Source organism: Pseudoalteromonas sp. NC201 (assembly GCF_002850255.1).
In the GTDB taxonomy this organism is placed as follows: domain Bacteria; phylum Pseudomonadota; class Gammaproteobacteria; order Enterobacterales; family Alteromonadaceae; genus Pseudoalteromonas.
Genome location: NZ_CP022522.1, coordinates 2,387,591 through 2,401,003, shown reverse-complemented (window position 1 = coordinate 2,401,003; position 13,413 = coordinate 2,387,591). Strand labels below are relative to the sequence as shown.

The 13,413-nt window shown below is 43.0% G+C and carries 15 protein-coding genes; 5 read left to right on the top strand and 10 right to left on the bottom strand.

Annotation, left to right across the window (positions count from 1 at the left end):
- The 3 genes from PNC201_RS10145 (at position 1) to ttcA (ending at position 2,925) form a co-directional block, all read left to right on the top strand.
- Positions 1-735: an ABC transporter ATP-binding protein gene (locus tag PNC201_RS10145; RefSeq protein ID WP_095729531.1), complete on the top strand. Its 735-nt coding sequence runs from the start codon at positions 1-3 to the stop codon at positions 733-735.
- Complete coding sequence (locus tag PNC201_RS10140; RefSeq protein ID WP_102056973.1) at positions 732-1,868, top strand: ABC transporter permease; 1,137 nt, start codon at positions 732-734, stop codon at positions 1,866-1,868. Before PNC201_RS10145 ends, PNC201_RS10140 begins: the two co-directional genes overlap by 4 nt.
- Before the next feature lie 163 nt (positions 1,869-2,031).
- Positions 2,032-2,925, top strand: coding sequence for a tRNA 2-thiocytidine(32) synthetase TtcA (gene ttcA, locus PNC201_RS10135; protein WP_010373971.1), 894 nt, complete (start codon positions 2,032-2,034; stop codon positions 2,923-2,925).
- Positions 2,926-3,101: 176 nt separating this feature from the next.
- On the opposite strand, the gene uspE is transcribed toward ttcA, so the two are convergent.
- From uspE to ccoN, 10 genes are all read right to left on the bottom strand, one after another.
- Positions 3,102-4,025, bottom strand: a complete 924-nt coding sequence (uspE, locus tag PNC201_RS10130; protein WP_010605017.1) for a universal stress protein UspE — start codon at positions 4,023-4,025, stop codon at positions 3,102-3,104.
- Between the two features lie 117 nt (positions 4,026-4,142).
- Entirely contained in the window at positions 4,143-4,877 is a 735-nt protein-coding gene (locus PNC201_RS10125) for an FNR family transcription factor (RefSeq protein ID WP_010373979.1), read from the bottom strand.
- 184 nt (positions 4,878-5,061) lie between these two features.
- Entirely contained in the window at positions 5,062-5,733 is a 672-nt protein-coding gene (locus PNC201_RS10120; RefSeq protein WP_102056972.1) for a sulfite exporter TauE/SafE family protein, read from the bottom strand.
- A gap of 1 nt (position 5,734) precedes the next feature.
- Entirely contained in the window at positions 5,735-5,935 is a 201-nt protein-coding gene (gene ccoS, locus PNC201_RS10115) for a cbb3-type cytochrome oxidase assembly protein CcoS (protein ID WP_102056971.1), read from the bottom strand.
- Positions 5,932-8,307, bottom strand: a complete 2,376-nt coding sequence (locus PNC201_RS10110; protein ID WP_102056970.1) for a heavy metal translocating P-type ATPase — start codon at positions 8,305-8,307, stop codon at positions 5,932-5,934. The genes ccoS and PNC201_RS10110 overlap by 4 nt, the downstream gene beginning before the upstream one ends.
- A gap of 6 nt (positions 8,308-8,313) precedes the next feature.
- Positions 8,314-8,805 carry a FixH family protein gene (locus tag PNC201_RS10105; RefSeq protein ID WP_010605013.1) on the bottom strand — a complete coding sequence of 164 codons (492 nt, stop codon included), beginning with the start codon at positions 8,803-8,805 and terminating at the stop codon, positions 8,314-8,316.
- 118 nt (positions 8,806-8,923) lie between these two features.
- Positions 8,924-9,889, bottom strand: a complete 966-nt coding sequence (ccoP, locus tag PNC201_RS10100) for a cytochrome-c oxidase, cbb3-type subunit III (protein ID WP_102056969.1) — start codon at positions 9,887-9,889, stop codon at positions 8,924-8,926.
- Positions 9,886-10,071 carry a cbb3-type cytochrome oxidase subunit 3 gene (locus tag PNC201_RS10095; protein WP_010373992.1) on the bottom strand — a complete coding sequence of 62 codons (186 nt, stop codon included), beginning with the start codon at positions 10,069-10,071 and terminating at the stop codon, positions 9,886-9,888. The genes ccoP and PNC201_RS10095 overlap by 4 nt, the downstream gene beginning before the upstream one ends.
- Positions 10,072-10,076: 5 nt before the next feature.
- Positions 10,077-10,751 (bottom strand): cytochrome-c oxidase, cbb3-type subunit II, encoded by a 675-nt coding sequence (gene ccoO, locus PNC201_RS10090; RefSeq protein WP_010373994.1) that lies wholly within the window; start codon positions 10,749-10,751, stop codon positions 10,077-10,079.
- 12 nt (positions 10,752-10,763) lie between these two features.
- Positions 10,764-12,197: a cytochrome-c oxidase, cbb3-type subunit I gene (ccoN, locus tag PNC201_RS10085; protein ID WP_010373997.1), complete on the bottom strand. Its 1,434-nt coding sequence runs from the start codon at positions 12,195-12,197 to the stop codon at positions 10,764-10,766.
- A 306-nt stretch (positions 12,198-12,503) separates the two neighbouring features.
- On the opposite strand from ccoN, the gene PNC201_RS10080 reads away from it, so the two are divergent.
- A complete protein-coding gene (locus PNC201_RS10080; RefSeq protein WP_010373998.1) occupies positions 12,504-12,938 on the top strand; it encodes a hypothetical protein in 435 nt (144 codons plus the stop codon).
- Positions 12,935-13,411: a transcription elongation factor GreAB gene (locus PNC201_RS10075; RefSeq protein ID WP_102056968.1), complete on the top strand. Its 477-nt coding sequence runs from the start codon at positions 12,935-12,937 to the stop codon at positions 13,409-13,411. The genes PNC201_RS10080 and PNC201_RS10075 overlap by 4 nt, the downstream gene beginning before the upstream one ends.
- Positions 13,412-13,413 lie beyond the last annotated feature (2 nt).

The window sequence follows — 13,413 nt, the reverse complement described above, 5'->3', positions numbered from 1 at the left end:
ATGATCCAAGTAGATAACTTACATAAAAAGATTGGTGAAGTGAACGCGCTAGACGGGCTGTCATTTACCGCTCGTGATGGTCAAATTACGGGACTATTGGGACCCAACGGAGCTGGTAAAACGACTTGCTTACGGACCGTATTTGGCCTGCTTCAAGCTGATCAAGGTATGGCGTCTATCGATAGTATTGATGTTGCCAAAGAGCCAACCAGGGCAAAACAACAATTAGGATTGTTCCCAGACCCATGTGGGCTCTACGAGCGCATGACGCCGCGTGAATATACCCAATTTTACGCTGAACTAAGTGGCATGGACGCAAAATCGGCCGCTACAGCGACGCAAGAAGTATTAGAAAAGCTACAAATGTTGGATATCGCGGATAGACGCTGTAAAGGCTTTTCACAAGGCCAAAGAATGAAAACGGCGTTGGCACAGGCAATCGTGCATAAACCAACGAATATTGTACTTGATGAGCCAACACGTGGTTTAGATGTAATGAGTACCAGAGTGTTACGGGATTTGTTGATGATGCTTAAGGCGCAAGGTCACTGTGTCTTATTTTCTAGCCACGTGATGCAAGAAGTTGCAGCACTTTGTGATCATGTGGTGGTCATGGCGAAAGGCAAAGTGGTCGCGGAAGGTTCTCCAGAGGCCCTATGTGAACAAACAGGTAAAGCGTCGCTTGAGGAAGCTTTCATTACCCTGATAGGTACAGATGAAGGAATTGCAGCATGATGAAATTAATCTCAGTTTTATTTAAAAAAGAAGTGTTAGACGCAAGCCGCGACAAACGTTCAGTGATGGCTGGCCTTTACTATTGTATCGGTGCACCTATTCTAATGTGTGTATTGTTTACCGTCATGTTTAAGCAAATGGCTTCGCCTGAAGCACTCAAAATCACCATTAATAACGCAGAAAATGCGCCAAACTTAGTGCAATTTTTAGCGAGTAAAGAAATTGAACATGGTGAAGACGAAGAAGTTAAAGCTATTACCTTGGAGATCAGCGAAGATTACCAAGAAAATATGATGCAAGGTAAGAGTGCGACGGTATTTATCATTGCTGATAAATCGGAGCAAAAGTTACGTTCATCAATTAACCGACTAGAGCGTAACCTCATGTTATACAACAGCGAAGTTGCTTCATTGCGATTAGTCGCGCGTGGTATCGATCCGACTATTGCACGTGCGATTGATGTCCAAACTCATGACCAAGCGACACCGACCTCTAAAGGAGGCTTCGTATTAGGTATTGCAACATTATCTATTATTATTTCGCTATTTTATGCGGCGATGGGTATGGCGATTGACAGTAGTGCAGGGGAGCGTGAACGTAACTCATTACAGCTATTACTTAGCCATCCGATCAGTACCATGCATATTGTGTTAGCTAAAGTGGGGGCAATCGCAGGTTTTTCTATCATTGCTTTAGTGTTAACCACCATAGTATCTAAGTTTGCTTATAATATGGTGCCATGGGAAATGATGGGCTTTACAGTGGTCATTGGTCCTAAATTTATTATTTCAGCAATTATAATTGGCCTGCCTATTGCGTTAATGTCTGCCAGTTTATTGATATTTATCTCTTTCTTAGCTAAATCATTTAAAGAAGCGCAATCTTATGTGGCGATGGCGCTGTTCATTCCGGTAATGATGAGTATGGCAACGACCTATGATATTGCCACTGACATTATGCAGTGGATGCCGATCGCAGCGCAGCAAAATGCAATGATTGAAATCATTAAAGGCAACGCGATACCGGTACCACAACTATTATTGTCGAGCGCGGTCACACTGGGGTTGTTTGCTATTTTCACCTACCTAAGCAGTCGTATGCTAAAAAGTGAAAAGGTAGTGTTCGGCCTTTAATTTATTTGTTCCCAACTATGGCGCCCAAAGCGGCGCCATTTTTGTATTTTACCTCATCTTAATTTCACGTATAATCGGCGCCCCATAATTGATGTAGTAATGTACTAGCGCGATAATGCGCACAGTACGCAGTTGAGTAAGTATGAATACGGCACCTAACACCATGACAGAGCAAGATAATCGCAAAGAAGTTTTAGAGTTTAATAAGCTGCAAAAGCGTCTGCGCCGTAATGTCGGCAACGCCATCAAAGATTACAATATGATTGAAGAAGGCGATGTGGTGATGGCTTGTATCAGCGGTGGTAAGGATTCATTCGCCATGCTGGATATTTTACTTAGCCTAAAAAAAGCGGCACCAATTCACTTTGATGTGGTCGCGGTCAATCTGGATCAAAAGCAGCCTGGATTCCCAGAGCATATTTTGCCAGAGTACTTCGAAACGTTAGACATTCCTTATTATATCATTGATAAAGATACCTACTCAGTCGTAAAAGAAAAAGTACCAGAGGGAAAAACGACTTGTGGCCTTTGTTCACGCTTGCGCCGTGGTACTTTGTATTCATTTGCTGAAAAGATTGGCGCGACAAAAATCGCACTGGGTCATCACTTAGATGATATTGTTGAAACGCTGTTTTTAAACATGTTCTACGGCGCGAGAATGAAAGCGATGCCACCCAAACTACGTTCTGATGATGGTCGTAATGTGGTGATCCGCCCGCTCACTTATGCACGTGAAAAAGATCTTATTCAATACGCTGAACATAAGGATTTTCCTATTATTCCGTGCAACCTATGTGGTTCGCAAGAAAACCTGCAACGTCAAAATATTAAATCTATGTTGGTTGAGTGGGACAAGAAGACGCCAGGTCGAGTAGAGAATATTTTCAAATCAATTCAGAATGTTAGTCCAAGCCAACTGGCTGACACTGAACTCTTTGATTTTGAAAGTTTGCCTCTAGATAGAGACGGTGAGCGAGAAGCTTATGATTTTAACGAAGCAGTGGTTTCCTCGACAAACATTGATGAATCATTGTTCATTGATGTAACCAATATTTAATTCTCAATAGTGATTTACCCAGACTAGCCTAAATAGTCTTATACTTCTTAACTATTTTACTTTTTGGCTTGCACAGCTCAAGTAAACGGAATGTGTGGCTGTGTATTTGCCGCACATTCCAATCTAAACTTGTGATCAGCTCTTTTCTCTAGCAGCTGTTATTCCGAGTCTACGCCTCAGTCTTCTAATGGGGATTTATAGCCATCAGGCTTTAGTGCTAAGACATCACAATCTAAGCTATCAATCACATGTTCAGCAGTATTGCCAACCAGCGCTGCACTCAGTCCAGTGCGACCGACAGTGCCAATGACCACCAACTCAGCGTCTTTTTCTTTAGCAACGTAGGGGATAACGTCCTCTGGTAGACCTTCTTTGATGATGCAGTCGCTTTTATCTATTGAATAAGTTTCTGCAAGTGCAAACGTTTCGTCTTCATGGTGTTTTTTCACGGCTTCATTGTATTGCGATGGGTTAAACTCGGGAATTTCAATGGCAATATTAACAGGCGTTGCTGGATAGGTGTTTACCAGGCTCAATTTGGCATTGGCTAATTCACATAAAAACTGAGCATCCGTAATGATACGTTTATTAAGTTCTTGATGTTGCTCGTTATCGCTGACAGAGTTTACCGCTGCAATAATGTTGCCTTGATCTGGCCAAGCGTGATCTTTAACCAGTAATAGAGGCGCAGGGCATTTGCGAATTAAATGCCAATCGGTTGGGGTGAAGATCACTGATTTCAGGGTGTCGTGTTGATGCGTAGATTTAATGACCAAATCATAATCATGCGCAAGCACGGTTTTGATGATCGCTTCGTAGGGGCGATTGTGCCACAACACTTTAGTTTGGATACTCACATCAGAAAAGTCCTTAACCATATCGGCAAGCCATGCTTCTCTGTCTTTGATCACCGCTTCACGCATTGCTTCACGCTCGTCTTTAGACAACATCGTGGTCATTTCATAGGAGAAGTCATAAATAGACATAAATGCAGTGATGGCTGCACCGGTACGCTTGGCAAGATTGATAGAGCGTTCTAAGCTATTTTGGCGCTCTTTAGTTGGATCAATTACGGTGAGTATACTTTTGATTTTATCCACGACTATCTCCTTAAAACGGTATACAAATAAGGTCAGAAGCTTTTCACCTCTGACCTTATTGAGTGTAACCGATCCTATCTAAGGATAAAGTCTTAACGATAAATAGTTTGTTCTAAATCAAGATGCAATCGCGGCTGTTTCAGCTAGGGCTGCAGCATCAATAATGGTAATGAACTTGCCTTCGACCTTTATTGTTCCAGCTTTTTGGAAACGGCTGAGTAAACGACTAATGGTTTCTACAGTAAGACCCAAGTAGTTACCAATTTCACCGCGCGTCATCGTAAAGCGGAATTCTTTACGAGAAAAACCACGCTCGCCAAAGCGATTTGAAAGGTTATAGATAAAAGTTGCTAAGCGTTCTTCAGCAGTCTTTTTATTCAGTAATAACAACATTTCTTGGTCGTAATTGATTTCACTGCTCATTAATCGCATGATCTGTTGGCGCAGTTTTGGCAGCTTACCAGCTAACTCATCAAGGGTGTCAAAAGGGATTTCGCATACCATAGAGGTTTCTAAAGCTTGTGCGAAGCTTTGGTGCTGCATTTTATTAATGGCATCAAAACCCACAAGATCGCCCGCAAGGTGAAATCCTGTGATCTGCTCATCACCTTGTTCAGACAGTGTGTAGCTTTTAAATGAGCCGGAACGAACGGCAAAGATAGCATTTAATGGCGCACCTGACTCGAAAAGAAAATCTCCTTTATGAAGCGGCTTTTTACGTTCAATGATCTCATCTAGCTTGTCCATTTCACTGCCATTGAGCGAAAATGGGAGACAAAGCTGACTGATACTGCAATTATTGCAGCTGATTGTGCATTGGCTCTTTGAGCGGTTTTGATTACTTAAGTCCATAAAATTTCCATAAGTCTATGACGCACGTGAAGGCAACCTAGTACAAAGCATAACGGCTTTGGTACTACAGATCGCCACAAACTCATATGACACGCAAAAGAAAATTTGGTTATCAATTGGAGCTCCTAATCTCAAAGCGCTAACCAATAATCTTAAATGATGAGTTTGCTTAGATAAGGATAGGTTAATGTACTAACTTATCAGTTGCAATAATAATTAAATAAACACCATACCAAATCAATAAATTACCCATAATAATACGTGTAACTAAATGATTTATAAACTTTTGTAGCAGCTGAGCCGATTGTCCTATTACAATCATTGCAGGCATTGTGCCGACACCAAAGGCGAGCATAATGAGTGCGCCTTCAGTTGCTGATCTCGCTTGTAATGTCCATGTTAAAGCCGAATAAACTAGGCCACAGGGTAGCCAGCCCCATAAGGCGCCGTAGCAAAATGCTTTGGTTTTTGTGTTGACCGGGACTAAGTAGCGATTGAGCTTAACAATATGTTGCCAAATTAAGCTTTTAGCAAACGACTCTAGCCATTTTAAGGTACTGGCTAAGCGCATTACGTAGATAGCGACAAGCACCATAAAAATACCACTCATCAATTGTAATATAATGGCGAGAGATGTGTTTTGCTTGGCGAGACTTGCCCCAAGTAGGGCAACAAGGCTGCCAGCAAGCGCATAGCTGGAGATACGTCCGATATTATACAACAGGGTAACAACCACCGCAGAAAGTTGCTTGCTCGCCAGTTGTAGCGAGCTGGCAATACTGCCACACATCACCAAGCAGTGGCCACTTCCCGCAAGCCCCATCACAAATGCACTCAGCAAGCTTATCTCATTCATGCTAGTTGTCGTTATTACTTTTGTCATTTGATGGTTTTACGGACTTATCACCCGTTTGCGCTTTATCATCATCGAATAAGATGCTGTGGCCCTGTTTATTCAAATCTGAAAATTGTTCGCTTTTTACTGCCCAAAAGAAAATACCAATAGCAATAATGACGAATAAAATGGCGATAGGTATTAATACGTAGATGATACTCATAGCTTTAATAACCTTAATGAATTACCGATCACGATGATCGAGCTAGCTGACATGCCAATAACTGCTATCCAAGGTGGAATGAGGCCAAGTGCAGCGAGTGGCAAAATGGAGCCGTTATACAAAAGTGATATGGTTAAGTTTTGCTTTACTATTCTGCGCGTTTGTTTCGCTACTTGCTGAAGGGCTAGAATGGCATTCAAATCGCTATTTAACAACACCACATCAGCGGTATTTTTTGAGATATCAGCGCCGGTATCCATCGCAACTGACAAGTGAGCGCTATTGAATACTGGGCTATCGTTGATGCCATCACCTACCATAGCGACAATCTCGCCTTGTTTGGACCAAGCCTCAACGGCTTGTTGCTTAATCTCTGGTGTGCAAGCGCTTTGGTAGCTATCTAATGCTAACTGCTGCGATAACTCTTTACCTGCATTGGAGCTATCCCCAGTTAGCATATGGCATGTAAGGCCCGCTTGTTGTAACTGTTCAACAACTGTTTCTGCATTGCTTTTTACTTTGTCATTGAAGTAAAAGTCAGCGACTGCGTTGTTATCAATGAACAAGGTTGCTTGAGCAAATGACGCGTGGTTATCAAACCAATGGCTTTTCCCAAGGGCAATAGTGATTCCTTGCCAGTGACCACGGATACCTGAACCAGCCACAACTTCAACATCTTGGACTAGGTTTTCGGTTGGGGTGATATGTGCAAATGCGCGAGCGATAGGGTGTTCAGAAAACCGCTCTAACGCTGCTGCAAAATCCAAGACTTGTTGCTCGTTATAGTCAGTTTGTAGCAATTCGATATGTTTGATTGAGAAACGGCCTTCGGTCAGTGTGCCTGTTTTGTCAAAGGCAACACGCGTTAATTTGGTTGCCGTTTCTAATACATGGGCCTCTTTAATCAAGATCCCTTTCTTTGTAAGTGACGCCACGGCGCAAGTCAGCGCGGTGGGTATAGCTAGGCTCAATGCACAAGGACAGGTTGCTACTAGCACCGAAATCGTGACCCAAAAAGCCTTATCTGGTGAAATGGGATACCAGCCGATGGCGGTAATTGAGGCAAAAACTAATAGACAGGCAACAAACCACTGCGCGACTTTATCGGTGATTTCCACCAACTTAGGGCGTTTGGTAAGTGCGTTATGTTGCAGTCGAATAATTTGGTTGAGCAAGGTATTTTGCCCAATTTTATTGATCTCTAACGTAATTATACCGTCGTGATTCACGGTTCCAGCATACACTTGATGGCCTTGATATTTCTTAACTGGCAAATGTTCGCCTGTCATCATCGACTCATCAACTGTGGTATGGCCTTTGATCACTAAGCCATCCGCAGGGATAGTTTCTCCAGCCTTAACTAATATCAGATCGTTCAGTTTTAGCTTTTTGGCGGCAATATGTTGCTCATTGTTATTCTCATCAACCTTTCTGGCGGTCAATGGCAGCAGCTTTTGCAGGTTTGCAGTAAACTCACTGGCTTTTAATCTGGCCCTGAACTCAAGGTATTTACCTAACAACAGCAAGAAGGTAAACATACAGATGGATTCAAAATAGACTTCGCCGACTTCCATAAAAGTCGCGTAAGTACTGGCGCCGTAAGCTCCGAATATAGCAAGTGAAACAGGGAGATCCATATTCAGTTGTTTAGCTTTCAGCCCTTTAACCGCATTCGTTAAAAATGGCATCGCTGAATACAGAATAACAGGAGAGGCAAGCACGAGACTTATCCAACGAAAGTACTGTTCAAAGTTCTCTTCCATGCCTGAAAACATGCCAAAGTACATGGCAAATGCAAACATCATCACTTGCATAGTCATGAGGCCAGCAACGCCTAAACGACGGATGTATGCTTTCGCTACGGCTTGTTTCTGTGCAGCTTCTTCATCGGCTTGAAATGGGTAGGCCTTATAGCCGATTTCCATCAAAGATTTAATGATATCGCTAAGCTTAACGTGTTTATCTTGCCATACAATCATGGCGCGGTGAGTGGAGGTGTTAACATCAACACGAACGATACCACCGAGCGCCAGCAGTTGCTTTTCGATAAGCCAAGCACAAGCGGCGCAGCTTATTCCTTCAACACTGAGCAGTACCTCTTTATGTTCTCCGCTAATTTCGACGAAGTCCTCTTGGATCTCGTCGTTATCATAGCTGAGTAGCATTTTGAGTTGTTCAGGTACAAGCTCTTCAACTTTACCTGCACTTTCTGTGCGGTAAGTATAGTAGTCACTCATACCTTGAGAAATAATGGTTTCGGCAACGGCCTGACAGCCAATACAGCAAACCGGTTGTGCGCTACCCTCAAAGGTAACCGAGCCTACAAACCCTTTAGGAATAGGCTCCAAACAATGAAAACACGAATTTGCCATGGCAGCTTACTTATACTGTGGAGTGACCGCGATAATACCATCATGTGGCAGTTGGATTTTTTCTTTCATTTTCCAACTGTTGTCCATAGGCTCTATAAATACCGTGAACACACCGCTATGTGGTTCATCAAATAAGCCCGTAAACTCGCCGCTGGCGTTTTTAGTCAGCGTGACTGCAAAATCGTATTTCTCAATAGTGCGGTGGTAAAACGAGAGCTTTAATGCATGAACTTTAGAAGCGTCGCCCTTGGTAAATTTAAAGGTGACTTTTTGCTCTGCTACTTGCAGGTCACCATGTAAATAGAGCGCTTTTGCTTTATCAAACTTACTCAGCTCTAGATTAATTGCTTTACCTTTTTTGTAGTAGTCATCAACGACCATATCAGGACCATTACCGACTGCAAACGTGATGAGAAAAACACAGGCAACGACAGTAACAAGTGGGAAAAAAATTAAAAACCAAGGCCAAAAATTCTTATACCAAGGGGTAGGGTTCATAGTTGCTCACATGGCTATAAAACTTGCCCGTATTCTACCGTAAGTTGCGGTAAATACCTAAAAAAAAGCCTCCAAATGGAGGCTTTTTTGATCTCAAATAATGTTCTAAAAGCTAAGCTTATTGGTCTTGTGACAAGCTATAAACATACGCTGTTAGAAGGTGTACTTTATCTTCACCTAAGATATCTTTCCATGCTGGCATAACACCCGCACGACCGTGGCGAAGTGTGTCTTCAACTGCGCGTTGAGAACCACCGTATAGCCAGATATTATCGGTTAAGTTTGGTGCACCGAACGGCAGGTTATGTGCAACAGAACCTTTACCATCCATACCATGACAAGCTGCACACATTGCAAACTTAGCTTTACCTGCTTCAGCATCTTTTTGGTTAACAGTACGTCCAGAAAGGCTTAGTACATAAGCAGTCATTTCTTTTACGCCTTGATCACCAAGTGCATCTTGCCAAGCTGGCATCGCTGCAACACGACCGTTAAGCAGTGTTTCTTTGATCTTGTCAGGCGTGCCACCATATAACCAGTCTTTATCAGTTAGGTTAGGGAAGCCTGCGCCACCACGAGCATCAGAGCCATGACACTGAGCACAGTTTTGCGAGAATAAACGTTGACCGATTTCAAGTGCTTCTTCATTCTTTGCAAGCGCAAGTACGTCTTGCTTTGCAAATTCTTGGAAGATAGGGCCAAAACGGTCTTGTGCTGCTTCAACTTCTTTATCAAGTTGTACCCACTGGCCATTTTCATGTGCTTCAGCGACTGCTTTCTTAGACTCTGCCAAGGTAGTAATACCTTGGTTAGAGCTCGTCCAGTTTAAGAAACCTTTAAAGTTACCAAGACCTGGGTAAGCAGCAAGATAATATACTGACCAAACAAAAGTCGCGAAGAACATGTAAGTCCACCACTTTGGTAGTGGATTATTTAATTCCTCAATTCCGTCGAACTCGTGACCACAGCTTTCGCCTTCTTTGACACCTGTGTAGTTTTTCAGGTTCCAAATTAGCAGGCCGAAAATCAGAGCTAGACACGCTAGGGTTAGTACAATAACCCAAATACTCCAAAAGCTAGTCATTTTTCAGACTCCTTTTCCTCGTTAGAGATAGTGTTGTTATGTTTTTTCTCATCTTCAAAAATGGCATTAGCAGCGTCGTCGAAACGGCGCTTAGAGCGCTTGCTATATGCCCACACAACAATCACTATAAACAGTACCAAAATTACCAGAGTCAAAATGCCTCTGTATGTGCCGTAATCCATAACAATTACTTCAAATGTGTGCCAAGTTGTTGTAAGTAAGCGATAAGTGCTTGCATTTCTGTCGCACCTTCACCACCGTTCATCGCGTGGATTTCATCCACTTGCGCTTGTAGTTCAGCATCATCACCGTAGCCTTTGCCATTGTAGCGGTCTGACGACTTATCAATACCAAATGCATCACGGAACACTTGTAATTTTTTCAGAGTATAAGTGGTATCTACTTTAGTGCTATCAAGCCAAGGGTAGCCTGGCATGTTTGACTCAGGTACCACCGAGCGAGGATCCATTAAGTGCGCATAGTGCCAGTCGTCAGAATAACGCTGACCAACACGTGCCAAATCTGGACCTGTACGTTTAGAGCCCCACTGGAATGGGTGATCCCATACTGACTCACCGGCTACAGAGTAGTGACCGTAGCGCTCAACTTCATCACGGAATGGACGAACCATCTGTGAGTGACAGTTGTAACAACCTTCACGTACGAAGATGTCACGACCTTCCATTTCAAGCGCGGTAAGCGGGCGTAAGCCTTCTACTGGCTGAGTGGTATCTTTTTGGAACATTAGTGGAGTAATTTCAACTAGTGCACCGAAGCTAATCGCGAATACCGTTAAGATAGCCATCAGGCCAACGTTCTTTTCAACGATTTCGTGTTTGTTTGTTGAGTTATTGTTGCTCATACTCAATACCCCTTAAGCCACTTGCGGGTTTGCATCAGTGGCAAGTTGACCACTTTTTGCAGTAACCGTACGGAATACGTTGTAAGCCATTACCAGCATACCAACTACGATGAATACACCGCCTAGGAATCGCATGATATAGAAAGGCTTAGAAGCTTCTAGTGACTGAACAAAGCTGTACATTAATGTACCGTCAGCATTTACTGCGCGCCACATTAGGCCTTGCATAACACCAGAGATCCACATTGCAACGATATAAAGCACAACACCAACAGTGTGTAGCCAGAAATGCGTGTTAACTAGCTTGATGCTGTACATGTTACCGTGACCAAATAGGGCAGGGATTAGGTGGTAAATTGCACCGATAGAAATCATCGCAACCCAACCTAGTGCACCAGAGTGTACGTGACCTACTGTCCAGTCTGTGTAATGTGAAAGCGCATTTACAGACTTAATAGCCATCATTGGGCCTTCGAACGTAGACATACCGTAAAACGATAGAGACACAACTAAGAAACGCAGTACTGGGTCAGTACGTAGTTTGTGCCAAGCGCCAGACAGCGTCATGATACCGTTGATCATACCGCCCCAAGAAGGAACGAATAGGATAACTGACATCACCATACCTAGAGACTGTGTCCAGTCAGGTAGTGCTGTGTAGTGAAGGTGGTGAGGACCAGCCCAAATATATAGAGAAACAAGTGCCCAGAAGTGAACAACCGATAGACGGTAAGAGTAAACTGGACGACCTGCTTGTTTTGGTACGAAGTAGTACATCATACCTAAGAAACCAGCGGTAAGTAGGAAGCCTACTGCGTTGTGACCATACCACCACTGAACCATCGCATCTACAGCACCTGCGTAGATTGAATAAGATTTAGTAAGTGATACAGGAATAGCCATACTGTTTACAATGTGAAGCACTGCAACAGTGATAATGAAACCAGCGTAGAACCAGTTTGCTACATAGATGTGTGACACTTTACGCTTGATAAGAGTACCAAAGAATACTACAGCATAAGTAACCCATACTACCGCGATTGCGATATCAATCGGCCACTCTAGTTCAGCGTATTCTTTTGAAGAAGTAATACCTAGAGGAAGCGTGATAGCCGCAGATACGATGATGGCTTGCCAACCCCAGAAGGTAAATGCGGCAAGTTTGTCAGAGAACAGGCGCGTTTGACACGTGCGCTGAACAACATAGTAAGAGGTTGCAAATAGTGCACTTGTACCAAATGCAAAGATTACTGCGTTCGTGTGTAACGGACGAAGTCTAGAGTAAGTTAACCATGGAATGTCGAAGTTTAACGCAGGCCACGCAAGTTGCGCTGCGATAAATACACCTACACCCATGCCAACAATGCCCCAAATCACTGTCATGATAGCGAATTGGCGTACAACTTTATAATTGTACTCAGTTTGTGATGCTACTGTTTGGCTCATTTTCTGGATTCCGCTGCAATTTATTGCGATTAGAAATGAATTACCTGAATTACAGGCCCTAGTTATATTTCTTCAAGCCCGTCATGTTTTAACTCAAAAGATGAGTGAAAACCTAACCAGCCCGAGAAACCTTTATTTTTGCGAGGAAATGATAATTTTTTTGCTTATGAAAAGATACCTAAAACGCCTAAAATTATGACATCAATCAAGTTTTCACGCGCTTTTTGTTCGCTTCTTAAGCAACCTAGCATTTGCCCTGAAACTTGCGTACACTGCGCAGGATTCAGAAGTGACGGTAAATCCCTCATGATTGCAAAGCAATTAACAATCGGGTTGCTAGGTGTTTTCCTCGTGGCCTGTTCAGACCCGACTATTATTATACATGAAAGTTCAGAAAAAAGTGAAAGTTCAGTAACAAGAAATGTCTGTAATTTTTCAACGCCCTGTGATTTAACTCCACAAGTGCAGATTTATCTAGGCTCAAAGCAGGTTCAACCTGAAACAGAATTTACCATTGGGCTAAAAAGTGCGACTAAAGTAGAGGTCGTTTCGGCATGGCTTGAGGGAGAAAATATGAACATGGGGAGAATTCCCGTGTTCTTTGACAAAAACACACTGATAGCAAAAACCATGGTCGGTGTTTGCACGGATAAATCTATGCGTTGGATTTTACGTTTGGCGCTAACCGTTAACGGCCAGTCTGTTACTACCAGTCATCCAATAGCTGTAAACTACCAATGAATAAATCTGTTTTTATCGAATATCTCAAGTTTGCACTTGAACAAAAGCTGATTGAAGCCACTGAAGCGGCAAACAGTGCACGTGCTGATGCTACTCATGAACAAAGTGCTGCTGAAACACAATATGACTCGTTGAGTATCGAATATGGGTATTTGGCAGAAGGGCAAAGTGAACGCGTTGATGCCATGCATTTGGCGAAACACACAATATTGAATCAATTGGCACTCGCTGTTGGCAATACAATTACACATAACACACTAGTTGAAATTGAAGACGAGCAGGGCAACTGTCATTGGTTCTATTTTGCGCCTTGCGAAGGCGGGCTAAAAATCCAATATAAAGAAACACCAGTGTTGGTGTTAACGTTTGATGCGCCCCTTGGCAAGCGCCTAAAAGGGTTAGCGGTAGACGAAGATATTTCATTTTTCTTCAACGGCCAACAGCAAACGTTAACCGTGATGCAAATACTGTAGAG

Excerpts from the sequence above, each read along its gene's own strand:
- PNC201_RS10145 (WP_095729531.1), top strand. The coding sequence starts at position 1 with ATGATCCAAGTAGATAACTTACATAAAAAGATTGGTGAAGTGAACGCG.
- PNC201_RS10140 (WP_102056973.1), top strand. The coding sequence starts at position 732 with ATGATGAAATTAATCTCAGTTTTATTTAAAAAAGAAGTGTTAGACGCA.
- ttcA (WP_010373971.1), top strand. The coding sequence starts at position 2,032 with ATGACAGAGCAAGATAATCGCAAAGAAGTTTTAGAGTTTAATAAGCTG.
- PNC201_RS10125 (WP_010373979.1), bottom strand. The coding sequence starts at position 4,877 with ATGGACTTAAGTAATCAAAACCGCTCAAAGAGCCAATGCACAATCAGC.
- PNC201_RS10120 (WP_102056972.1), bottom strand. The coding sequence starts at position 5,733 with ATGAATGAGATAAGCTTGCTGAGTGCATTTGTGATGGGGCTTGCGGGA.
- ccoS (WP_102056971.1), bottom strand. The coding sequence starts at position 5,935 with ATGAGTATCATCTACGTATTAATACCTATCGCCATTTTATTCGTCATT.
- PNC201_RS10110 (WP_102056970.1), bottom strand. The coding sequence starts at position 8,307 with ATGGCAAATTCGTGTTTTCATTGTTTGGAGCCTATTCCTAAAGGGTTT.
- PNC201_RS10105 (WP_010605013.1), bottom strand. The coding sequence starts at position 8,805 with ATGAACCCTACCCCTTGGTATAAGAATTTTTGGCCTTGGTTTTTAATT.
- ccoP (WP_102056969.1), bottom strand. The coding sequence starts at position 9,889 with ATGACTAGCTTTTGGAGTATTTGGGTTATTGTACTAACCCTAGCGTGT.
- PNC201_RS10095 (WP_010373992.1), bottom strand. The coding sequence starts at position 10,071 with ATGGATTACGGCACATACAGAGGCATTTTGACTCTGGTAATTTTGGTA.
- ccoO (WP_010373994.1), bottom strand. The coding sequence starts at position 10,751 with ATGAGCAACAATAACTCAACAAACAAACACGAAATCGTTGAAAAGAAC.
- ccoN (WP_010373997.1), bottom strand. The coding sequence starts at position 12,197 with ATGAGCCAAACAGTAGCATCACAAACTGAGTACAATTATAAAGTTGTA.
- PNC201_RS10080 (WP_010373998.1), top strand. The coding sequence starts at position 12,504 with ATGATTGCAAAGCAATTAACAATCGGGTTGCTAGGTGTTTTCCTCGTG.
- PNC201_RS10075 (WP_102056968.1), top strand. The coding sequence starts at position 12,935 with ATGAATAAATCTGTTTTTATCGAATATCTCAAGTTTGCACTTGAACAA.